A 20,906-nucleotide genomic window follows, 5' to 3' on the forward strand; every position below is an offset into this window, starting at 1 on the left:
GATGCTGAAACCGTTGCTGCGAGCGCTCTACTGGTTCCTCTTCAATGCCTGTCGAGCTTGGGGGGCGATGCGGGGCGTCCGCATCGAGCCAAGCGTGCAATGGCGAGGCCGGGCACGCTTCTCTGTCGGGCATGGCAGTTACATCGGCGCTCGCACCGTGCTCAGCGGTGATGCCGGCGCAAGCGTGCAGATCGGCGAGCGCGTCTGGATGGGCAGCGACTGTGAGATCTCAGCGCTGGGCCGTGTCGACATTGGTGCCCACACCACGCTGCAGCATCGCAGCCAACTGCACGGTGATGTACGCCTGGGCGCTGGCTGTACCGGGGCGGCTGACCTCTACATTTCTTCAGGCCGGCACGAGTTTCGGCGCAATCCCCCCCTGCCAATTCGCCTGCAGGACCGCGCTCGCGCGGGTCTGCCGGCGGCCGAGCGCAGTCAGCCTGTGGAAGTGGGCGACGACTGCTGGCTGGGCATCGGCGTGGCGGTCATGCCGGGGGTGCGAATCGGCCGTGGTTGCGTGCTGGGCGCCCATTCGGTGGTGACCACCGACCTGCCGCCTTACAGCATTGCAGTCGGGTCGCCGGCACGCGTCATCGGCCAGCGCCTCGCTTACGCCCCGCCGGCTGCACTGGATGCCGCTCGGGACGAGCATCTGCCGTATTTCGACGCTGGCTTCAGCCAGATCGGCCACGACGAGGGCGATGCCGGTGTGCCCAGGGTGGCCGGCGGGCTGGCGCTGAACCGCGCCGAATGCCGAATCGCGCTGGCCGTCTTGCCAGGGCAGGGCGTGCGGCTGCAACTGCGGGCCGCGGGGCCTGGCCAGCTGCTGCATGCCGGCGTGGTCCGCAGCGTGCCGGCCGGCTTGGCAACCCTGGAGTGGCAGGCTGCGCCGGACGCGCGCGGCCTGTTGTCCTTTGACTGGCGGCCCGAGGGCGGGGCGGCGAGTGCTTGCCTGGTGCTGCTGTCCGCGCAAGCGATCACTCTGGAGGAGCAGCCATGAGCGCCCCCGGCAAGACCTCTGGCGGCCAAGCGGTGCTGCTGTTCATGGCGCATGTCCTGCGCCGCTTCCCCCTGGCCCGCTGGGCGGTGCTGCTGACCTTCGTGCTGCTGGTGCTGGAGTACGTGGGCATCAGTCTGATGATCCCGCTGGCATCAGCCAACAATCCGGATGCGCACCCGAGCAAGGTTGCGGAGCTCTGGAACGAGGTGGTCCGCGCGGTGGGCCTGCCGCCCACCATCATGACCTGGGTCTGGCTGTTCCTTCTGCTTCTGACCCTGCGCAGTGCCGCAGGCTACCTGCATGTGCTGCTGACCACCTTCGTGGCCAAGCAGGTGCACCGGCAGCTCAGCGAGGATGTCTTCCGCCGCGTGCTGATCGACGAACCCATGGCCAGCGTCTACAAGCGCTCGATCGGGCACTACGTGTCGCTGGCTGGCGACGACACCTTCCGTGCCGGCTCGCTCATCCATTCCGGTCTGCTGATGCTGGCCGGTGCCTGCTCGGCCGGCGCGGGCCTGGTGCTGCTGTACCTGTTCTCGCCGCTGATGTTCTGGGCAACGATGGGTTTTCTGGGCGTTTCGGCCGTGCTGGTCGGGCTGTGCCTGAAGCAGATGCTGCGCCTGAACCGGCGCTCGGTGGACCTGTCGCGGGAGGCAGGCACCGGCTTCCTCGAAGCACTCAACAGCCTGCGCTCGATCCGTTCCATGGATTGCGAGCCCTTCGTGCACGCGACCTACCGCGACCAGATGCGCCGCTATACCCGTTTGCTGTTCGAGATCGACGCCTTCAAGGCCGGTATCCGCGCTGTGCCCGGCCTGGTTGCGCTGCTCACGGGCGTGATCGGGCTGGCGCCCTGGTGGGCGGGTCAGGTGCCGTTGGCGTCGGAGACCGTGTTTGCTGGCACCACCATCATCATCCGTGTGTTCGTTTCGCTCGGCGCACTGATGACGGCCGGTGGCACTTTCCTTGTAGATGCCCGTGCCGCCAAGGATCTGCGTGAGCTGATCGAGGGCCCAGGGCAGACGCCCCGCGCCAGCGGCCCGGGGGCGCCGTTGGCCGCGCCCTTCGACGAGCTGGCCCTCGTCGGCCTGCGCTATGGATACCTGGCCGACATGCCAGTGCTGCGTGACTTGAGTTTCGACTTCCGCCGTGGCTGCACCCACGCCATCATCGGACCCTCCGGCTCGGGGAAGTCCACTCTGGCCGATGTACTGCTGGGCATGGTGGAGCCGGACGAGGGGCGCATCCTTCTAGACAAGCGCGCCGTGGCTGCGGCCGATCTGCGCCAGCGCGTGGTGCTGGTCGAGCAGCAGCCACGCATCTTCTCGGCGTCGGTGCGTGACAACCTCTGCCTGGGCTTGACGCTGGACGACCATGCCTTGAACGAGGCCCTGCAGACGGTGGACATGCTGGAGGTGGTGCAAGGCCTGCCAGCCGGACTGGACACGCCGCTGGACTACCAGGGCTCCAACCTCTCCGGTGGGCAACGCCAGCGCCTGTCCATCGCCCGCGCTCTGCTGCGCCAGCCTCAGATCCTGATCCTGGACGAGGCCACCAGCGCCCTCGACCCCACCACCCGCGACACGGTAGTGGCTCGCATCAAGCAGCGTCTGCACGACGGCGTGCTGGTCTTCATCACCCATGATGAAACCATTGCCGCGCTGGCCGACACGGTGCTGGCCCTGAGCCCCTCGGGTGCAGAGACACCGGCCGCCAAGAGTACTGCCGAGGCAGCCCATGACTGAGCAGCTGCTGCCTTTCGAGCCCGCTCCGGTGGCCTTGTTCGCCTACATGCGGCCTGACCATCTGGCCCGAACGCTGCAGGCCCTTCAGGCCGACCCGCTGGCACCGCGAACGCGGCTTTACCTCTTCCTGGACGCGGCGCGCTCGCCGGCCCACCAGGCCGGCGTCGATGCCGTGCGCGCCCTGGTGAAGGACCTCCAGGGCTTTGCCGCCGTGGAGTGCCTGTCGCGCAGCCAGAACATGGGCCTGGCCCGCTCCATCATCGACGGCGTGGGGCAGGTGCTTCACCATCACGAGCGGGTCATCGTGCTGGAGGACGATTTGGTCGTCTCGCCGCATTTCCTGGGTTACATGAACAGTGCGCTGCAGCTGTACGCAGACGACGAGGCGGTGGCCTCGGTGCATGGCTACATCTACCCGGTCAACCGGGCCCTGCCCGAGACCTTCTTCCTGCGTGGTGCGGACTGCTGGGGATGGGCCACCTGGCGCCGCGCCTGGGCCCATTTCAATCCGGACGGCGCCGCGCTGCTGGCTGATCTGCGGGCACAGGGACTGACCAGTGCCTTCGATTTCAACGGTGCCTATCCCTACACGCGCATGCTGGAGCATCAAATCGCCGGCCGAAACAACTCCTGGGCCATCCGCTGGCATGCCAGTTGTTTCCTGCGTGGCATGCTGACCCTCTATCCGGGTCGCAGCTTGGTACGCAACATCGGCAATGACGACAGCGGTACCCACAGTGCCACCAACCGCGACTTCGACGTGGAACTTGCCACGACGTCGCCGCGGCTGGAGCGCTTGCCGTTGCGGCCTTCCGACGAAGGCACGCGCGCGGTGCGTGACTACTTCGTGCGCACGCGCTGGCTGCCACGCCGTCTCCTGCGGCACGTCCGCGCCCGGTGGGCTCGCTGGCGCAGGTCGGCCTGAGGCCGGCCGCATCCTTCTCACCTTGATCCAAGGACATTGCATGACTGACTATCGCGACAAGCGGGTGCTGATCACCGGGGGCATCGGCTTCATCGGCTCCAGCCTGGCACGCGCCCTGGTGGCTCAAGGCGCCCGCGTCACCCTGGTCGACAGCCTGATCCCGACCTACGGCGGCAACCTGCAGAACATCGCCGACATCCGCGACCGGGTGACGGTCAACGTCTGTGACGTGCGGGACCGTTTCGCCATCGAATACCTGCTGCGCGACCAGGACTTCCTGTTCAATCTTGCTGGACAAACGAGCCACATGGACTCGATGTCGGATCCCAAGACCGATCTGGACATCAATGCGGCGGCGCAGCTGTCCATCCTCGAGGCCTGCCGGACCGTCAACCCTGGCATCCGCATCGTCTTCGCCAGCACGCGCCAGATTTACGGCAAGCCCGACTACCTGCCGGTGGACGAGAAGCACCCGATCCGCCCGGTTGACGTGAACGGCATCAACAAACTGGCCGGCGAGTGGTATCACCTGCTGTATGCCAAGGTCTACGGCATCCGCGCCTGCGTGCTTCGCCTGACCAACACGTACGGCCCCGGCATGCGGGTCAAGGATGCACGCCAGACCTTCCTGGGCATCTGGATCCGTCAGCTGATCGAAGGGCAGCCCATCAAGGTCTTCGGAGACGGCACGCAGCTGCGTGACTTCAACTACGTGGACGACTGTGTCGATGCGATGCTCATTGCTGGTGTGGCCCCGCAGGCCAACGGCCAGGTCTACAACCTGGGCAGCGACGAGGTCGTCAACCTCAAGGACCTGGCGCAGATGATGGTCGAGCTGGTGCCTGGTCGCAGCTTCGAGATCGTGCCTTTTCCGCCTGAGCGCAAGGCCATCGACATCGGCGATTACTACAGCGATTTCTCGCTGGCGCGTACGGAACTGGGCTGGTCGCCGAAAATCGATCTGCAGGAGGGCCTGCGCCGCAGTCTGGCTTACTACCGCGAACACGGACAACACTACTGGGACGCTCAACCATGATCCTGATGAATGACTTCAAGGCCGAGCCGGCCGAATTGCAGACCGAGATGCTGGCGGCAGTACAGCGTGTCATAGCGTCTGGCTGGTATGTGCTTGGTCCGGAGGTGCAGGCCTTCGAACAACGCTGGGCCGAAGATTGCCAATTGCCGCGGGCGATCGGCGTTGGCAATGGCATGGACGCCATCGAACTGATCCTGCGTGGCTTGAATATTGGCCCTGGCGACGAGGTCATCACCACGCCGATGACGGCCTTTGCCAGCGTGCTGGCTATCCTGCGTGCAGGTGCGGTGCCGGTGCTGGCCGACATCGATCCCGATACCGCGCTGCTCAGTCGCGCCAGTGTCGAACGTTGCTTGACGCCGCGCACCCGCGCGGTGTTGCTGGTACACCTGTACGGCCAGGTGCGTGACATGGCCGAGTGGCAAATCCTGGCACGAGACAAGGGCTTCGCCTTGGTCGAGGACTGTGCACAGTCGCATCGCGCGACGCTCGGCGGTGTGCGGGCAGGTGGTTTCGGTGTGGCAGGAGCGTACAGCTTCTACCCCACCAAAAACCTCGGCGCGCTCGGTGATGGTGGCGCCGTCGTGACGCGCGATATGGCGCTCGCCGACCGGGTGGCTCGTCTGCGCAACTATGGCCAGAGCGAGCGCTACCACCACCCCGAGATCGGGATGAACAGCCGGCTTGATGAGATGCAGGCGGCCATCCTCTCGGTGCGTCTCAATTGGTTGGCAGGCTACACCGAGCGGCGTCAGCAAATCGCGCAACGTTATCGCGCCGAATTGAAGCAGCCTGCCATTCGGCTGCTGGCCGCTCCTCAAGAGACGGCAGCACACGCATATCACCTCTTCGTGGTCTGCAGCGCGCACCGAGATGCCTTGGTGGCGCATCTGAAGGCTGCCGGCGTACAGGCGCTGTTGCATTACCCTGTGCCCATGCATCACCAGCAAACCTGTCTCGATATGCGACGTGACCCGCTGGGCCTTCCGGCCAGCGAGCAACATGCCCTGCAGTGCCTGTCGCTGCCATGTCACCCGCAGCTGGATGATGCCCAGCTGGATCAAGTGATCGCCGCAGTCAACAGCTTCCGGGCGATCTGAGTTTCTGGGCCTCCGCATGACGATCACTGCCAGCTCCAGCCGCCCGGCGATCGCCACGCTGGGGCTTTGGCTCGCTGCACTAGCCGCCGCACTGCTGGCACAAACAGCGCTGTTGTGGGTGCTGCTTGCGCTGGTTGGTGCGAGTACCGCCCGTGCCGCTGGGTGGGTACGCCGGCCTTGGTGGCCTGCTTGGGCTCTGGTGCTTCTGTTGGCTGTGATCAATTCGACCAAGTGGCCGGATTCAGACTTGGCGGAGTATTACCAGTACCTGGCCTACTGCCGACCCTTGGACTGGTGGGTGTTGGTCAGTGACCCGGACTCACATCTCTCGGTTCGAGTGACAGAGCCGGTGTTTCGCAGCTTTGTGTGGTTGCTGGCACAGCTCAGCCCGGCTCCGCGCATCAGTTTCGGACTGATGTGCAGCATGCTGATCTACGGTATGGCGCTGGCCCTCAGCGCCCAGGTCGTCAATGTGCTGAATGACTCTGACGACAATCCGTCGGACCCGGCGCCTGTGGTTGCCGTCTGCGTGGCGCTGCTGCTGGGTGTGACTTTTTCATTGACGGCGCACCTCGTCCGCCAGTACCTGGCCGGTGGCGTCTTCATGCTCGCGATGTGGCACTTTGTGTTGCACCGTCGCCCTCTGGTGTTGCTTTGGGCTGTTGTAGCTGTACTCGTCCACAATTCGGCAGTTCTGCTTTGGCTACCCTTGATGCTGGCTTGGGCAAGGCCACTCGCCCCAAGGCTTTTCTGGGCCATGTTGCTGCTCGCCGTGATTCTGACCAACGCAGGGTTGGTCGGTTGGCTCAATGAGCTTACGGCAGCGGCCACCCTCATCAAGGACGATGGGCAGATCGGTCTGGCACTGCCGCTGTTGGACTTGGCTGTGTTGAGCGGCGGCTGGTGGCTTCTGCGAAGTAGCTCCTCCGGACAGCGGCTGCAACTGCTGTGGTACTTCTGCATTGCCTTCGCGGCGCTGCTGCTTTGCATCCGTGAGGTTCCGCTGATGTTCTTCCGGACCTACTTCTTCCTGGAGTTCCTGCGCGTGCCCATGCTGGCACTGCTGCTGTGTGCCGGCCTGCGCCGCGGCGGCGACTGGCGAGCTCCGATGGCCGTCCTGGCCCTGCTGTGCGCGGCAGGACTTTGCTGGACCCGGGTCCAGGGCGCGGAGTGGACCTACCGCAGCACCCCCCAGAGCTGGCCTGAGTGGTTGCAGATGGACCGCTTGGTCGACCGCTGGCAGAAGATCGAAGACCTGCGCCTGTAAGGGCATGCCGACCCGCACTGGCCGGTCAGGCAGCTCAGCCGCGGCGTACCGCCAGGCGGCGCAGGCTCACGGTGTTGGGCAGGCCCCAGAGGCGACGTGCCAATCGCTTGGGCCAGGGCTCGTTGTAGGACGCACCGGGTGCCGGGCCCCGTGCCGCCAGCCCTTGCAGACGGCGCTGCAGCTGGCCGTACCAATGCTGCAGCTGCAGCGCGTAGGGCGCATAGACCCAGCGTTTGGCACCGGCCGGCAGGTGGTAGCCAAAGGCGTAGCAGAGCTGGTCTTCGCTGTAGCTCATCAGGCCGTGGAAGTGGAAGAACACCAGCGGCCGCCAGTCGCCCCAGGCCGGATCGCCCGGGTCTCTGACCTGCACCTGGCCAGCCACCTCGCGGAACTCGGTCCGCCCGGCGTTCCATGGTGCGATGCCCGCGCCGACGTGGGTCGACACATGCACGCCCTCGAAGCGGCTGGTCCAGTCGTCCAGGTACTTCTGGTCGCCGAACTTTCCGTCCTCGCGCCGTGCGAAGCACCACTCGATGCAGCGATCGCACCACCATTGCAGCGCCGCCAGCCCGCGATCGTTGGCCACGAAGCGCATGAACTGCACGCAGTAGCGCCCACTCAGGGCCGCCTGGTCGTGCTTCGGCGTGTAGCGGTGCTCGGTCAGCAATACGGCCGCGTCGCCCATCTCCTCGAATACCGGCTCGGGATCGGACAGCAGCCAGACGTCGGCGTCGACATAAGTGCATTCCGCGCAGCCCAGCACCTGCAGGCAGTGACGGATGATGTGCGGCGTGCAGGTCCAGAAATACTCACCCATGCCCCGGCTCGGCTTGACGCGCAGCAGCTCGGGCGTTTCGAACTCTGCCGGGGTCACGACCACAACCTGCGGGCGCTTCAGCTCGCGCAGCAGCGTCGCGGTCTGCTCGTCCATAGCAAAAACGTGGATGCGGTGGTCCGGGCAGTGCTTGGCCAGGCTGTCGATCAGGGCCAGGCCACGGACAAGGTAGGTCGCGTTGAAGATGGTGCAAAAGTTGCGATGCATGGGTTGGTGCGCCCGAGCGCTCAACGGGGACCGCGCGCGCCGCGCAGCCGGGTAGCCAGCACATGGCCGACGAAGATCGGCGCCGAGACGAACATGCGGCGCCAGAGCCGGCGTGGCTGCTGCAGCAGCCGTGGCAGCCATTCAAGACCGAGGCGCTGGAAGATCATGGGCGAGCGCACGACCTTGCCGGCGTAGAAGTCGAAGGCCGCGCCGATGGCCGCGGCGAAGCCGAACTGGCCGCCCTGTGCCAACTGGGCCAGCAGAACTTCCTGCTTTGGGGCCGATAGACCCATCCAGAGAACGTCAGGCTGGTGGCGCTCGATCAGCGTGCGCATGGCGGCGATGTCTTCGGCGCTGAACTGGGCCCTGAATGGCGGCGAATAGGTCACCACTTCGCTGGCCTGCGGAAAGTCGCTGCGGTAGCGGCGCTCAACGATACCCAGCGTGTCTTCGGTGGCGCCGATGAACATCGCCTTGAACGGACCGCCCGCGTTCATGCGCCGCGACACGGCCAGGAAGGCGTCCGGGCCACAGACACGGGCCCGGATGTGCCCGCCCAGCAGGCGTGAACCAATGACGACGCCAACGCCGTCGGGGATCAGCCAGCGCGCCTGGTGCAGCGCTGCATGGAACGGCGCCTCGTCCAGCGCCATCACGTAGGAGTGCGGGTTGAGACAGGCCAGCCATTGGCCCTTGGCAGGTCGGGGGGCGCGCACGCCAGCGACGATCTCGTCGGCCAGGGCGTCCAGGTCCTGCGTGGTGAGCGGATAGCCCAGGAAGTCTTCAACGTGGGACGTCGGGGTCATGGTGTGTTGCAACGATGGGTGCATCGGCCGCCAGGGCCGGTGCACCGAGGGAGAAGGGCGCGAACGTCGCTGTGTCAGGTCTTGGCCGGCTGACGGCGGCTGCGCCGGATCAGCCAGAGCATGGTGGCCAGCTCGGCGCCCAGCGCGGCATTCAGGCCGAACAGCGTCCGCTTGGGGCGCACTTTGTGTTCGCCGGGCGTGGCCACGTCTATGACCTGAATCAGTGCGCCCTCGCGACTTTCATCTACCCGTGCCAGTTCGTATTGCCGAGCAAAGAGGTCGAACAGCGTCTCCTGGTACTTGAACTCGCGATAGCGGTTGACGTAGTCCGGGCTGGAGGGGTCGGCCTTGCCGCCACGCTGCTCCGCGTCGGTCAGCTTGGAGCGCAAGGCCTGGATCAGTGCTGACTGGCGCTGGACTTCGGGTGAGCCGGGAGCCATGGCGATCTGCAGGGTTTGCAGCTGTACCTCGGCGGTAGTGAGCTCGGCTCGCAGCTTGGCATAGCCTTCAGCGGCGGCCTTTGGTTCAGACTTCAGATCCCCCAACGTGAAACTGCTGCCTTGCAGCGCGCGCTGTGCTTCGGCCAGTTTCAATTTGACTTCTTGCAACTGCTTGTCAAAGAACACCCGGCGCTGCTGTGCCTCGGTAACCGCCAGCACCGACGTCATCAGTCGCAACTCGGTCACATATTGGTTCGCGATCGCTGCCGCTCGCTCGGCATCTGTGTCCTCGACTGTGACGACGATGAAGCCGTCTTTCTTGCCGAGCGTGATCTGCGCATGTTCAAGAAGGGATTGGCGGGCGTCCTGGCGCAGAGTTGCTCCGTAGACCTTCATCAGATCGAACTGATCGATCAAACGATCGCTGACCTTGACGCTCTGCATCATGGCTACATACTGCTCTGCCGGGCTCTTCACGCCCCCACCGCCGGCCAGGTTTGCCAGAGCACCCAGCGACGCCAGCGCACTGGCGGCACCGCTTTGCTGCTGCTGGGGTGGCAGAAAAGTGGTTGTGGCACTGAACACAGGCTTTATCAGAAAGCTGCCTCCAATTCCGAGCGCACCAGCCACGAGCGGCACGGCGACCAGCAAAGGCCAATGAGCGCGCAGTGGAGCGAGCCAAGCCTCCAGCGAAGCGCCCATGGATGGGCTTGTGGCAGGTGCGGGGGAAGCGTCAGTATGTTTGTTCATCAGAAGACTCACAGCCCCAACGACTTGATGCCCGCCAGACCCAGCCCGAACTGGTAGAGGATCTGGGTCCAGTCCTTGGCATCCTGGATGAAGGTGGTCTTGTCCAACTCTTCAGGCACAAACAATGTGTCGCCTGGCAGGGCCGTAACGCTGGCAAAGCGACTGTCCCGGAAGAAGGTTGAGCCTGACTGACGAGCGCTGACCACCGTGCCGTTGGCGCGAATCACGAACACGCTCTCGGCATCGGCGCCACGGGTTGGGCCACCGGCCAGCTTCAGATAGTCCGCCATGGTCTTGTCGTTGTTGTACAGGTAGCTCCCGGCGTTGTAGACGCTGCCGAACACACCGACGGTACTTGAGCGCGCAGGCACGCTCACCTGGTCGCCATCTTCAATCGGCAGTACTGGCAGCCGGGTTTCGTTTTCTGCTACCTCCAGCACGATGCGCCCTGTTGGCTTGGCTTGACGCAGACGTTCGATCAGTCGAGCGTTCGCCGTTTCGGCTGCGCCTTGATTGACGGTGTCTCCTGCAATCGTCGCCCGCCGTGTGCTCACGTTCTTGGTCAGTTCCGTTTCCAGATCACGCAATGCCCGGTCGAAATTTTCCTGCTGGGTGCGGCGCACACTCTGGCGAGTGAATTCGGTGCCGTACACATAAGCCGCAGGCGTCAATCCGCCAGCAGCTTGAATGGCGTCGGCCAGCGTGCTGTTGGGTGCAAGCACGTAATCGCCTGGCCGCGCCACTTCGCCTTCCACGCGGATGCGCTTGTTCTGCAGGTTCAGAGGCAATGCGGCCGTGACGGCACTGAACACTCGCACGACATCGCCAGCAGACAGGGTGCTGCGCTGACCGGCGCCGTCCAGCTTCAGCTCGGCGACGCGGCCAGTGGCTCGGTCAGCCAGGCGCTCAACGGCCACGCGAGTGCGATCAGCTACAGCGCTGAAGCCACCGCCCATGGCCAGCAGGTCCGCCACGGTTTCGTTTGGCTTGAGTTCAAACACGGCAGGTTGATTGATGCTGCCAATCAAGCCTACCTGCGGGCCGACAGGGCCGATGTGGATCACGTCGTCGGCCTGCACCACCTGGTCCGCGCTCCGGTCGCCGTTGAGCAGCAGGTTGTAAAGGTCGAAGCCGCTCACGACCTTGCCGTTGCGACGCAGCGTGATGTTGCGGAAGCTGCCTGCAGCGGTCGGGCCGCCAGCGCGCATCACCACATGCAGCACGCTGGACAAGCTGTTGACGGACAGGCTGCCCGGCCGTTGGACAAAGCCCGAAACGAACACACGCACGGAGCGCAGGCGCCCCATGCTCACGCTGATCTGGAAATTCTTGAACACCTGCGCCACACGGCGGCTGATGATCTCGGTCAGCTCGCCGCTGCGTACGCCGGCCACGGGAATGGAGCCCACCCGGGGCAGCACGATCCGGCCCGACCGGTCGACCATCACCTGCAGATCGGCGTCCACCGAGCCCCACAGCGTCACGCTGATTTCATCGCCCGGTTTGACGACATAGTCGTTGGGCACGAGCGGCGAGGGGTCTTGAACCGCGCTACCCCGTGTGTCACTGACGAGCTCCGCACCAAACCGGCGGATCGGTGTGACCACGCCGCCGGTGGCCTCCGCTTGGCGTTGCACGTAAATCTCGAATTCGCCCGGGCTGTAGACGACCTTGGGTTCAACGACCTCGATGACGTCAGCGTCGGTTGCGCTGCGATTGGCTCCCGAGGTGCTGCGCTTGAGCCGGTAACTTCCGTTGGTCGTGCCGTCGGTGCTGTTTTGCAGGTTCGTACGGTTCGCAGCGTCACCGATTGGATTGTCCGATTGGGCCATGGTGAGCGGGGCTGCGAAAGCCAGACCAATCAGCAATGCGGCTTGACTCAAGCTGTGCAAGACGGAATATCGATGGGAATGCATGGATGAGTGGGTATGCCCCACGGTTCGTCTGTGAAAGGACTATCCGTCTGATTCTATCGCCCGGGCATGACTGCCAAATGAGCGCATAGACCAAGCAGCGGATTGGCGTGAATTTGAGGTTCTGGCAGGGCAACCCGCAGCAATCCGTTGGTGCCGAAGGCCTGTCTTTTGCGCGACGCCGCCGGCCATCATGTCGGCGTCTCCGAGTCTTGAAATGAAGCGTTCACGATAGGCGCATCTCATCACGCAGCCTTGATTTGTTGAATTGATCTTGGAAAGCCCGGAGTCTGTCAAAGCAGCAAACGGCGGACCAAGCGATAATGCGCGGTGATGACCACCGAACCCCTCGCGCCCACGGCTGTTGCCGAGCAGGCGCCGATTCCCGCCCGTTTTGACACTTTGCCGCTGGACGCCAAGCTCCTGCGGGCTGTGGACGATCAGGGTTACGCCACCATGACGCCCATCCAGGCGAAGGCGATTCCCGTGGTGCTCAGTGGCCGTGACGTGATGGGTGCTGCCCAGACCGGTACCGGCAAGACGGCTGCGTTTTCCATCCCGTTGCTGCAGAAGATGATGCGGCACGAGAACTCCAGCACGTCGCCCGCACGCCATCCGGTGCGCGCGGTGGTGTTGGCGCCTACCCGTGAGTTGGCCGACCAGGTCGCCAACAACGTCAAGGCCTACGCCAAGCACACGAACCTGCGCGCTGCCGTGGTGTTTGGTGGCGTCGACATGAAGCCCCAGACGCTGGAGCTGAAGGCTGGCGTTGAAATCCTGATCGCCACGCCCGGTCGCCTGCTGGACCACATTGAAGCCAAGAACTGCGTGCTCAACCAGGTCGAGTACGTTGTGCTGGACGAAGCCGACCGCATGCTGGACATCGGCTTCCTGCCGGACCTGCAGCGCATCCTGAGCTACCTGCCCAAGGGCAATCGCCAGACCCTGCTGTTCTCCGCCACGTTCTCGCCTGAAATCAAGCGACTGGCGGGCAGCTACCTGCAGGATCCTGAGCTGATCGAGGTGGCCCGCCCGAACGCCACGGCTTCGACGGTGGAGCAGTTGTTCATCAGCTGCGTGGATGACGACAAGCGTCGCATCATCCTGAAGATGCTGCGGGACCGCGAGATCAAGCAGGCCATCATCTTCGTGAACTCCAAGCTGGGCGCGGCGCGCCTGGCGCGTTCGTTCGAGCGCGACGGCCTGCGCACCGCCGCACTGCACGGCGACAAGTCGCAAGATGAGCGTTTGAAGTCGTTGGCCGCCTTCAAGGCCGGCGAAGTGGACCTGTTGGTGGCCACCGACGTGGCTGCGCGTGGCCTCGATATCGCTGATCTGCCAGCCGTCTTCAACTTCGACGTGCCGTTCAACGCAGAAGACTATGTGCACCGCATTGGCCGCACGGGCCGCGCTGGTGCCTCGGGCATTGCCGTCACCATGGTCACCCGTGATGACGCGCGTCTGGTTGGCGACATTGAGAAGCTGATCAAGAAGACCATCGAGCTCGGCACCGTCGAACTGGAAGATGATCGTCCGCGTCGTGCCCCTCGCTCGTATGACGCTGACGCAGAGCCGCGTCGCCCGGTCGAGGTTGCGCCGCGCGCCTATGCCGAATCAGCCCCTCGCAGCGCACCTGCTCCGCGTCGCCATGAGCCGCGTCAGAGCCGTGACCCGTTCTTTGACAAGCCCTACGAGGCCACTGTCAGCGACTCGCCGGCAGCCTGGGAGAAGTCGGCGCCTGCAACGGCGTCAGCGCCCGCACGCGTCTCGCCCAACATCCGCCCGAAGCGCAAGCTGGCCAGCTTGCTGGGCGGTGGTCCCAAGGCGTGATTGACACACAGCCGCGCGGCGCACTCTGGCGCCGCTGGGCTGCTGCCGCGTTTGTGGCGGCGATGATGGGCATCCTGGTGCTGGCGCTGCTGCCTGGCGGCGGTGGAACGGATTGGTTCCCGCAGGCCGACAAGCTTCGTCACGCCTCGGCATTCATCGCGTTGTGGGCGCTTGGTTCACGGGTGCCTCGCTTGACGCCGTGGCGTCTCGTGGCCGTGTTGCTGGTTTTTGGGGCCGGCATCGAGGTGGCGCAATCCTTCACGACCTGGCGCGAAGCCTCGGTGCTTGATTGGGTTGCCGATGCCGTCGGCGTTGCCATCGGCGCCTGGCTCCTGCGCTTCCCTCAGGACGCCAGCCACATGAACACGGCCGGCAACTGATCCGGCAGATTCACCGGCGCAGTGCGCCAGCGCTCGACGCGCTGGGTCTTGCACCAGCCTCCCGGTGAGGTCAGTCCGCAGGCCACGCTGAGTTGCGTGCCCGGACTCAGGATCTGCACCAGGGCCTGGAAAAGCGCCGTGTTGCGGTAGGGCGTCTCGATCACCAATTGCGTCTGGCCTTCGCGGCGTGAGCGGGTTTCCAGCTCGCGTACACGCTGTGCCCGCAGGTCGGCCTGCTGGGGCAGGTAACCCTCGAACGCGAATCGCTGGCCGTTGAGCCCGCTCGCCGCCAACGCCAGGGTCAGTGAGCTGGCGCCTGGCAGCGGCTCGACGATGATGCCGGCCGCGTGTGCCGCTGCCACCAACGTGGCGCCGGGGTCTGCCACGGCGGGCAGGCCAGCTTCAGACAGCAAACCCACGTCGTGGCCGGCCAGGGCCGGTGCCAGCAGTGCTTGCCAATCGCGCGGGTCGGTGGTGTCCCCGGCACCCTTGCGCGGCCGTGGCAACTCCTTCACATCCAGGCTTTGCAGCGGCTGGCTCAAGGGCGTCACGGCATCCACGCGCTTCAGAAAGGCGCGGGTTGATTTGGCGTTTTCGACGGCCCAGTGCTGCAGGCCCGCCGCGCGTGCCAGCACGCCATGGCTCAACACCTGCTCGATGGGCTCCGGCTGCGTGCCCAGGTCCAGCGCATTGGGCACCAGCACCAGCTTGCCTCGGGCCGTGCTCAAGGCGCCGCCCCTTCGAGCGGGTTCAGTCCGGCCGCGCGCAGCAACTGGCTGGTGCGGATCAGCGGAAGTCCGATCAGGGCCGTCGGGTCATCGGAATCGATGGCGTCCAGCAGCGTGATGCCCAGCGTTTCGCACTTGGCACTGCCGGCGCAGTCGTAAGGCTCTTCAGTGCGCAAGTAGAACTCTATCTCCGCATCGCTCAGGGTGCGAAAGCGCACATGCACGGGTGCCAGCAATGTCTGCGCGAACTGGGTGTCGCCGCGCACCACGGCCACTGCGGTCTGGAAGGTGATCGTGCGGCCACTCATGCGCTGCAGCTGCGTCACGGCGCGCTCATGGGTGCCGGGCTTGCCGATGGGCTCTCCGTCCACGTCGGCTACCTGATCAGAGCCGATGACGATCGCGCCCGGGTGCTGCTCGGCCACGGCTTGGGCTTTGGCCAGTGCCAGACGGCAGGCGAGGGCGGCGGGTGCCTCGCCGGACAGCGGGGTTTCGTCCACTTGGGGCGAGACGGTGATGAAGGGCAGGCGAAGGCGCTCCAGCAGTTCGCGGCGATAGCGCGACGTGGAGCCAAGGATCAGGGTCGGGCGAGAACTCATCCCCCAATTGTCCCATCGCCGGCAGCGTGGTGCGTGCCGGCCAGGTGGCGGGCTCGTACACTTGCCGCATGAATCCGAGATCCATAGACCCCTGCCGCGCCGATGTGGCCTCGCTGGCAGCCTCCGGTGTGCTGCTGACGGGCCAATGGCCGCTGGCTGAATTGCAGCGCCTGCATGAATCGGCCATGGCCACTGGCCAGGCGCCTGATGCCGTCGACTGGCAGTTGTCCGCCGAGTACCGCCCCGTGACCGGCGGTGAGCCCGAGTTGTGGCTGCACCTGCAAGCCACCTCGTTGGTGGCGCTGTGCTGCCAGCGGTGCCTGGGTGCCGTGATGGAGCCCGTCGAGGTCGATCGCTGGATCCGCTTGGTGCGTGACGAAGCGCAGGCCGAGGTGCTGGATGCCGAGATGGAGGACGACGTGCTGGTGCTTGAGCGGGTGATGGACCTGCGCGAGCTGACCGAGGACGAGTTGCTGCTGGCGCTGCCGCTGGTCCCGCGCCACGAGGTGTGCCCCGAACCGCTGCCGGTGCCGGAAGACGACTTGCCGGTGGAAGACGACAAGCCGAATCCGTTCGCGGCCCTGGCGGCTTTGAAGAAGCGCTGAACTCGGCTATTTCCTCAAGCGGCTGGCCCGTGTTATACTAGCGGGCTTTTCCGGGTGTGCCTGGGTTTGGCTCGAAGCTTGCGGCTGCAGTGAATGCAGTGGCCGAGCGTGCAAGCCAAAACCTGCAGCCGCACACCTCGGGCTTTGTCAGTTTCAAGGTGCATGGGTGGCCTAGCCGCCCACACACTGTTTATTCGCCGGGACCCCGGCGTCCCAGGAGAATTCCATGGCCGTTCAGCAAAACAAGAAGTCGCCCTCCAAGCGTGGCATGCACCGTTCGCACAACGCGCTGGTGACCCCGGGTACCGGCATCGAGCCGACCACCGGTGAAATCCACCTGCGTCACCACATCAGCCCGACCGGTTTCTACCGTGGTCGCAAGGTGCTGAAGACCAAGGCGGACGCCTGATCTCTGGCTCGTGATCGGGGTGGCTTGATGCCTGCCCTGTACACGCCGCCAATCCCGGTGCCATGTTCATGGTCCGGGTCTGCACAAAAATCGCCCCGCGCATGTCGACTGGAATCCGGTCGGTGTCCGCGGGCGTTTTCGCTGGCGTGCGCCAATTTGTCTGGCTGAAGATCTAGCTCATCGCCGTGTCACATTCCACACCTCTGAAGCCCATGGATCGCGTGCGAATCGCCGTCGATTGCATGGGGGGCGACCATGGCCCGTCCATCACGCTGCCTGCCTGCCGGGCTTTCCTGGACAGCCATCCTGACGTCGACTTGCTGCTGGTGGGCATGGCTGACGCGTTGGCGCCTGCAGCCAGCTGGCCGCGTTGCACGATCGTCGCCACCACGGAAATCGTGGCCATGGACGACCCTGTCGAGATTGCACTGCGCCGCAAGAAGGATTCGTCCATGCGGGTGGCCATCTCCAAACTGAAGGCAACCGCCACCAGCCCCGCCTTGGCGGACGTGTGCGTCTCGGCCGGCAACACCGGTGCGCTGATGGCGCTGGCCCGCTACCTGCTCAAGACGCTGGAGGGCATTGATCGCCCAGCCATTGCATCCGTCATCCCGAATGAGCACGGTGAGTTCACGACCATGCTCGATTTGGGTGCCAACGTCGACTGCACGGCCGAGCATCTGTTGCAATTTGCCGTCATGGGCAGTGCCTTGGTGTCGGCCATCGACGGCAAATCCGAGCCCTCCGTGGGCCTGCTGAACATCGGATCCGAGGTCATCAAGGGCAGTGAAGTGATCAAGCGGGCGGGCGATCTGCTGCGCTCTGCCGGTGCTGACGGGCACCTCAATTACTTCGGCAATGTCGAGGGCAATGACATCTTCAAGGGTACTGTCGACGTGGTCGTATGTGACGGCTTCGTCGGCAATGTCGCTTTGAAAACCACCGAAGGTCTGGCATCGACCATGAGCCGATTCATCCGGGAAGAGTTCACCCGGACGTGGTGGACGAAGCTCGCGGCGATCATTGCGATGCCTGTTTTGAAGCGCTTCCGCGCACGTGTGGACCCGCGCGGGTACAACGGCGCGGCGCTGCTCGGACTGCAGGGCCTGGTGTTCAAGAGCCACGGTTCGGCAGATGCGTATTCGTTCGGCCGGGCGCTGGCTCGGGCTTATGATGCCGCCCGCAACCGCTTGTTGGACCAGGTGCACGACCGCATCGTGGAAACCCTGCAGGCGATGCCCGCCAACCCGGGCGATGTGCCGGTCAGGCCCGCTGCCTGAATTTTTCGAAGCTTGCGTTTGTCCCATCCTCGTTACTCCCGCATCACCGGCACCGGCAGCAAGCTGCCCGAGCGCCGTGTGACCAACGCTGAACTGGCTGCCCAGTTGGCCGAGCGCGGCCTTGAGACGTCTGACGAATGGATCGTCGAGCGCACGGGCATCCGTGCCCGGCACTTCGCTGCGCCCGATGTCACGTCGAGTGACCTGGGGACCGAAGCCGCCCGACAGGCCTTGGCGGCGGCAGGCTGCGAGCCCGGCGCCATCGATCTGATCATCGTTGCGACCTCCACGCCCGACATGGTGTTCCCGTCGACCGCAACGATGGTGCAGCACAAGCTTGGCATCGCCGGCTGCCCGGCCTTTGACGTTCAGGCGGTGTGCTCCGGTTTCGTCTACGCGCTGACGGTCGCTGACGCGATGATCCGCGCTGGCTCGGCCACCAAGGCACTGGTGATCGGCGCTGAAGTTTTCTCCCGCATCCTCGATTTCAACGACCGCACCACCTGCGTGCTGTTCGGCGATGGCGCGGGCGCCGTGGTGCTCGAAGCTTCCGATGAGCCGGGCATCCTGGCGACCAAGCTGCATGCCGATGGCCGCCACCGCGACATCCTGTGCGTGCCCGGTCATGTGTCTGGCGGCGAGGTGATCGGCCTGCCTCTGCTCAAGATGGACGGCCAGGCCGTGTTCAAGCTGGCCGTGGGCGTGCTCGATGAAGTGGCCCGCGAAGTGCTCGACGCCGCTGGCCGTACCCCGGCCGACATCGACTGGCTGGTGCCTCACCAGGCCAACATCCGCATCATGCAGGGGACAGCCCGCAAGCTGAAGTTGCCGGCCGAGCGTGTGGTGGTGACCGTGGACCAACACGGCAACACCTCCGCGGCCTCCATCCCGCTGGCCCTGGACCATGCGGTCCGTGGCGGCCAGATCCAGCGCGGCGACACCGTCATGCTCGAAGGTGTTGGCGGTGGTTTCACCTGGGGCGCCGTGCTGCTCGATCTCTGAGCCACCGTCCCTTACCGCGCGCATCGAAAGACATTGACCATGACGGCATTTGCATTTGTATTTCCTGGCCAGGGCTCGCAAGCCGTTGGCATGCTCGACGCCTGGGGCGACCACCCGGCCGTGCGCGACACGCTGGCTGAAGCGTCCGCTGCCCTCGGTGAAGACCTGACAGCCCTGATCAAGCAGGGCCCGAAGGATCAGCTCGACCTGACCACCAACACCCAGCCCGTGATGCTGACGGCGGGCATTGCCTGCTACCGCGCCTGGCTGGCCGAAACGGGCCTGACGCCGGCGGCGGTGGCAGGGCACTCCCTCGGTGAATACACGGCCCTCGTGGCTGCCGGTTCGTTGAGCCTCGCCGACGCGCTGCCGCTGGTTCGTCTGCGCGCGCAAGCCATGCAGGAAGCTGTGCCGGTCGGCGTGGGCGCCATGGCCGCCATTCTCGGCCTGGATGCCGACGCCGTGCGCGCGACCTGCCTGGAAGCCGCTGCAGCCTCGGGCGAGGCCGTCGAGGCGGTCAATTTCAATGATCCCAAGCAGACCGTCATTGCAGGCACGAAGGCCGGCGTGGACAAGGGCTGCGAGCTGCTCAAGGCCAAGGGCGCCAAGCGCGCGTTGCTGCTGCCGGTGTCGGCCCCGTTCCACTCCAGCCTGATGAAGCCGGCTGCCGAGCGGCTGAAGGTGCGCCTTGCACAAATTCAACTGTCGGCACCCGTCATTCCGGTGGTCAACAACATCGACGTGTCCGTGGCGAATGAACCAGACGCCATCCGCGATGCGCTGTATCGTCAGGCGTTCGGCCCGGTCCGTTGGGTGGAGGTGGTACAGGCCTTGCGTGCCCGTGGCCTGACCCACATCATCGAGTGTGGCCCGGGCAAGGTGCTTGCCGGCATGGTCAAGCGCATCGACGCGGAAGCTGTCAGCGCCACCATTTTCGATCCGGCCTCGCTGGCCGAAGTCAAAGGAATCCTCGCATGAGCGAAGCAAGCAGCACCCCCGCACAGATCGCATTGGTCACTGGTGCCTCGCGCGGCATCGGCCGTTCGATCGCATTGGGGCTGGCCGCTCAAGGCTACAAGGTCATCGGCACGGCCACCAGTGATGCTGGCGCCGCGTCCATCACCGAAGCGCTGGCCGCCTACCCTGGCAGCAAAGGCTTGACCCTGAACGTCAATGACGCTGCTGGCGTGGACGCGGCCATCGAGGCCATCGTCAAGGAGCACGGTGCACTGCACGTGCTGGTGAACAACGCCGGCATCACCCGCGACACTCTGGCCATGCGCATGAAGGATGACGACTGGGATGCGGTGCTCGACACCAATCTGAAGGCCGTCTTCCGCATGTCTCGTGCCGTGATGCGTCCGATGATGAAGCAGCGTTATGGCCGCATCATCAACATCACGTCCGTGGTCGGTGCCTCCGGCAACCCAGGCCAGGCCAACTATGCTGCCGCCAAGGCCGGCGTGGCGGGCATGACCCGCGCCCTGGCGCGTGAGCTGGGCAGCCGCAACATCACTGTCAATTGTGTCGCCCCCGGCTTCATCGCCACCGACATGACCGAAACACTGCCCGAGGCCCAAAAGGCCGCGTTGCTTCAGCAGATTCCGCTGCAGCGACTCGGGCAGCCCGGGGAGATCGCCCATGCGGTGGTCTTCCTAGCCTCGCCCGAAGCGGGCTACATCACCGGTTCCGAGCTGCACGTCAATGGCGGCATGTTCATGAACTGATCCCATGGCCGGAAAAAGTGCTGGCATGTTGCCAGCGTAGAATCCGGCCCGTTTTACGCAATCCCTCCTGGAGGAGTCATGAGCGATATCGAAGCACGCGTCAAGAAGATCATTGCCGAGCAACTGGGCGTTCCCGAAGCCGACGTCACCAACGAAAAGGCCTTCGTGGCTGATCTGGGTGCCGATTCCCTGGACACCGTTGAATTGGTGATGGCCCTGGAAGACGAATTCGGCATCGAAATTCCGGACGAAGAAGCCGAGAAGATCACCACGGTGCAGTTGGCAATCGACTACGCCAAGGGCCACGCCAAGGCCTGAACGC

At 64.9% G+C, this 20,906-nt stretch carries 21 protein-coding genes; 15 read left to right on the forward strand and 6 right to left on the reverse strand.

Going from position 1 to position 20,906, the window contains the following annotated elements; genetic code table 11:
- Nucleotide 1 precedes the first annotated feature (1 nt).
- From AACH00_RS01555 to AACH00_RS01580, 6 genes are read left to right on the forward strand one after another with little or no spacing between them, the layout of a single operon-like run.
- Complete coding sequence (locus tag AACH00_RS01555; RefSeq protein ID WP_341397465.1) at nucleotides 2–1,000, forward strand: acyltransferase; 999 nt, start codon at nucleotides 2–4, stop codon at nucleotides 998–1,000.
- A complete protein-coding gene (locus tag AACH00_RS01560; RefSeq protein WP_341397179.1) occupies nucleotides 997–2,745 on the forward strand; it encodes an ATP-binding cassette domain-containing protein in 1,749 nt (582 codons plus the stop codon). Before AACH00_RS01555 ends, AACH00_RS01560 begins: the two co-directional genes overlap by 4 nt.
- Nucleotides 2,738–3,670 carry a glycosyltransferase family protein gene (locus AACH00_RS01565; protein ID WP_341397180.1) on the forward strand — a complete coding sequence of 311 codons (933 nt, stop codon included), beginning with the start codon at nucleotides 2,738–2,740 and terminating at the stop codon, nucleotides 3,668–3,670. The genes AACH00_RS01560 and AACH00_RS01565 overlap by 8 nt, the downstream gene beginning before the upstream one ends.
- Nucleotides 3,671–3,710: 40 nt before the next feature.
- A complete protein-coding gene (locus tag AACH00_RS01570; RefSeq protein WP_341397181.1) occupies nucleotides 3,711–4,706 on the forward strand; it encodes an NAD-dependent epimerase/dehydratase family protein in 996 nt (331 codons plus the stop codon).
- 5 nt (nucleotides 4,707–4,711) lie between these two features.
- Nucleotides 4,712–5,806, forward strand: coding sequence for a DegT/DnrJ/EryC1/StrS family aminotransferase (locus AACH00_RS01575; RefSeq protein WP_341397182.1), 1,095 nt, complete (start codon nucleotides 4,712–4,714; stop codon nucleotides 5,804–5,806).
- A gap of 16 nt (nucleotides 5,807–5,822) precedes the next feature.
- Complete coding sequence (locus AACH00_RS01580) at nucleotides 5,823–7,073, forward strand: EpsG family protein (protein ID WP_341397183.1); 1,251 nt, start codon at nucleotides 5,823–5,825, stop codon at nucleotides 7,071–7,073.
- A gap of 34 nt (nucleotides 7,074–7,107) precedes the next feature.
- Here AACH00_RS01580 and AACH00_RS01585 read toward each other — a convergent pair whose 3' ends face one another.
- From AACH00_RS01585 to AACH00_RS01600, 4 genes are all read right to left on the reverse strand, one after another.
- Complete coding sequence (locus tag AACH00_RS01585; RefSeq protein ID WP_341397184.1) at nucleotides 7,108–8,115, reverse strand: hypothetical protein; 1,008 nt, start codon at nucleotides 8,113–8,115, stop codon at nucleotides 7,108–7,110.
- Between the two features lie 20 nt (nucleotides 8,116–8,135).
- Nucleotides 8,136–8,921, reverse strand: a complete 786-nt coding sequence (locus AACH00_RS01590) for a WecB/TagA/CpsF family glycosyltransferase (protein ID WP_341397185.1) — start codon at nucleotides 8,919–8,921, stop codon at nucleotides 8,136–8,138.
- A 74-nt stretch (nucleotides 8,922–8,995) separates the two neighbouring features.
- Nucleotides 8,996–10,063: a Wzz/FepE/Etk N-terminal domain-containing protein gene (locus AACH00_RS01595; protein WP_341397186.1), complete on the reverse strand. Its 1,068-nt coding sequence runs from the start codon at nucleotides 10,061–10,063 to the stop codon at nucleotides 8,996–8,998.
- Between the two features lie 56 nt (nucleotides 10,064–10,119).
- Nucleotides 10,120–11,979, reverse strand: a complete 1,860-nt coding sequence (locus AACH00_RS01600; RefSeq protein WP_341397187.1) for an SLBB domain-containing protein — start codon at nucleotides 11,977–11,979, stop codon at nucleotides 10,120–10,122.
- A gap of 378 nt (nucleotides 11,980–12,357) precedes the next feature.
- Between AACH00_RS01600 and AACH00_RS01605 the strand changes: the two genes are divergently transcribed.
- Nucleotides 12,358–13,854: a DEAD/DEAH box helicase gene (locus tag AACH00_RS01605; RefSeq protein WP_341397188.1), complete on the forward strand. Its 1,497-nt coding sequence runs from the start codon at nucleotides 12,358–12,360 to the stop codon at nucleotides 13,852–13,854.
- Nucleotides 13,855–13,916: 62 nt separating this feature from the next.
- Nucleotides 13,917–14,234, forward strand: coding sequence for a VanZ family protein (locus AACH00_RS01610; RefSeq protein ID WP_341397189.1), 318 nt, complete (start codon nucleotides 13,917–13,919; stop codon nucleotides 14,232–14,234).
- On the opposite strand, the gene AACH00_RS01615 is transcribed toward AACH00_RS01610, so the two are convergent.
- On the reverse strand, nucleotides 14,198–14,962 hold the full coding sequence (locus AACH00_RS01615; protein WP_341397190.1) for an SAM-dependent methyltransferase: 765 nt from the start codon (nucleotides 14,960–14,962) through the stop codon (nucleotides 14,198–14,200). The genes AACH00_RS01610 and AACH00_RS01615 overlap by 37 nt on opposite strands.
- A complete protein-coding gene (locus AACH00_RS01620) occupies nucleotides 14,959–15,561 on the reverse strand; it encodes a Maf family nucleotide pyrophosphatase (RefSeq protein ID WP_341397191.1) in 603 nt (200 codons plus the stop codon). The genes AACH00_RS01615 and AACH00_RS01620 overlap by 4 nt, the downstream gene beginning before the upstream one ends.
- A 68-nt stretch (nucleotides 15,562–15,629) precedes the next feature.
- Here AACH00_RS01620 and AACH00_RS01625 point away from each other — a divergent pair, with 68 nt between their 5' ends.
- The 7 genes from AACH00_RS01625 to acpP all read left to right on the forward strand — a co-directional run bounded on the left by AACH00_RS01625 (nucleotide 15,630) and on the right by acpP (nucleotide 20,902).
- On the forward strand, nucleotides 15,630–16,166 hold the full coding sequence (locus tag AACH00_RS01625; RefSeq protein ID WP_341397192.1) for a YceD family protein: 537 nt from the start codon (nucleotides 15,630–15,632) through the stop codon (nucleotides 16,164–16,166).
- Between the two features lie 226 nt (nucleotides 16,167–16,392).
- Nucleotides 16,393–16,575 carry a 50S ribosomal protein L32 gene (gene rpmF, locus AACH00_RS01630; RefSeq protein ID WP_341397193.1) on the forward strand — a complete coding sequence of 61 codons (183 nt, stop codon included), beginning with the start codon at nucleotides 16,393–16,395 and terminating at the stop codon, nucleotides 16,573–16,575.
- A gap of 212 nt (nucleotides 16,576–16,787) precedes the next feature.
- Complete coding sequence (plsX, locus tag AACH00_RS01635) at nucleotides 16,788–17,855, forward strand: phosphate acyltransferase PlsX (protein ID WP_341397194.1); 1,068 nt, start codon at nucleotides 16,788–16,790, stop codon at nucleotides 17,853–17,855.
- 18 nt (nucleotides 17,856–17,873) lie between these two features.
- Entirely contained in the window at nucleotides 17,874–18,857 is a 984-nt protein-coding gene (locus AACH00_RS01640; protein WP_341397466.1) for a beta-ketoacyl-ACP synthase III, read from the forward strand.
- 39 nt (nucleotides 18,858–18,896) lie between these two features.
- A complete protein-coding gene (fabD, locus tag AACH00_RS01645; protein WP_341397195.1) occupies nucleotides 18,897–19,835 on the forward strand; it encodes an ACP S-malonyltransferase in 939 nt (312 codons plus the stop codon).
- The gene (gene fabG, locus AACH00_RS01650; protein ID WP_341397196.1) at nucleotides 19,832–20,584 is read left to right on the forward strand and encodes a 3-oxoacyl-ACP reductase FabG; all 753 of its coding nucleotides are present in this window, start codon (nucleotides 19,832–19,834) and stop codon (nucleotides 20,582–20,584) included. The genes fabD and fabG overlap by 4 nt, the downstream gene beginning before the upstream one ends.
- Nucleotides 20,585–20,662: 78 nt before the next feature.
- Nucleotides 20,663–20,902, forward strand: a complete 240-nt coding sequence (acpP, locus tag AACH00_RS01655) for an acyl carrier protein (RefSeq protein WP_341397197.1) — start codon at nucleotides 20,663–20,665, stop codon at nucleotides 20,900–20,902.
- The last annotated feature ends 4 nt before the right edge of the window (nucleotides 20,903–20,906 follow it).

Source organism: Ideonella margarita (genome assembly GCF_038066635.1).
GTDB classification, from domain to species: domain Bacteria; phylum Pseudomonadota; class Gammaproteobacteria; order Burkholderiales; family Burkholderiaceae_C; genus Ideonella; species Ideonella margarita.

Coding starts and splice junctions, on each gene's coding strand:
- AACH00_RS01555 (WP_341397465.1), top strand. CDS start 2: ATGCTGAAACCGTTGCTGCGAGCGCTCTACTGGTTCCTCTTCAATGCC.
- acpP (WP_341397197.1), top strand. CDS start 20,663: ATGAGCGATATCGAAGCACGCGTCAAGAAGATCATTGCCGAGCAACTG.
- AACH00_RS01610 (WP_341397189.1), top strand. CDS start 13,917: ATGATGGGCATCCTGGTGCTGGCGCTGCTGCCTGGCGGCGGTGGAACG.
- AACH00_RS01570 (WP_341397181.1), top strand. CDS start 3,711: ATGACTGACTATCGCGACAAGCGGGTGCTGATCACCGGGGGCATCGGC.
- AACH00_RS01605 (WP_341397188.1), top strand. CDS start 12,358: ATGACCACCGAACCCCTCGCGCCCACGGCTGTTGCCGAGCAGGCGCCG.
- plsX (WP_341397194.1), top strand. CDS start 16,788: ATGGATCGCGTGCGAATCGCCGTCGATTGCATGGGGGGCGACCATGGC.
- AACH00_RS01575 (WP_341397182.1), top strand. CDS start 4,712: ATGAATGACTTCAAGGCCGAGCCGGCCGAATTGCAGACCGAGATGCTG.
- AACH00_RS01625 (WP_341397192.1), top strand. CDS start 15,630: ATGAATCCGAGATCCATAGACCCCTGCCGCGCCGATGTGGCCTCGCTG.
- AACH00_RS01560 (WP_341397179.1), top strand. CDS start 997: ATGAGCGCCCCCGGCAAGACCTCTGGCGGCCAAGCGGTGCTGCTGTTC.
- rpmF (WP_341397193.1), top strand. CDS start 16,393: ATGGCCGTTCAGCAAAACAAGAAGTCGCCCTCCAAGCGTGGCATGCAC.
- fabG (WP_341397196.1), top strand. CDS start 19,832: ATGAGCGAAGCAAGCAGCACCCCCGCACAGATCGCATTGGTCACTGGT.
- AACH00_RS01620 (WP_341397191.1), bottom strand. CDS start 15,561: ATGAGTTCTCGCCCGACCCTGATCCTTGGCTCCACGTCGCGCTATCGC.
- AACH00_RS01590 (WP_341397185.1), bottom strand. CDS start 8,921: ATGACCCCGACGTCCCACGTTGAAGACTTCCTGGGCTATCCGCTCACC.
- AACH00_RS01595 (WP_341397186.1), bottom strand. CDS start 10,063: ATGGGCGCTTCGCTGGAGGCTTGGCTCGCTCCACTGCGCGCTCATTGG.
- AACH00_RS01580 (WP_341397183.1), top strand. CDS start 5,823: ATGACGATCACTGCCAGCTCCAGCCGCCCGGCGATCGCCACGCTGGGG.
- AACH00_RS01565 (WP_341397180.1), top strand. CDS start 2,738: ATGACTGAGCAGCTGCTGCCTTTCGAGCCCGCTCCGGTGGCCTTGTTC.
- AACH00_RS01585 (WP_341397184.1), bottom strand. CDS start 8,115: ATGCATCGCAACTTTTGCACCATCTTCAACGCGACCTACCTTGTCCGT.
- fabD (WP_341397195.1), top strand. CDS start 18,897: ATGACGGCATTTGCATTTGTATTTCCTGGCCAGGGCTCGCAAGCCGTT.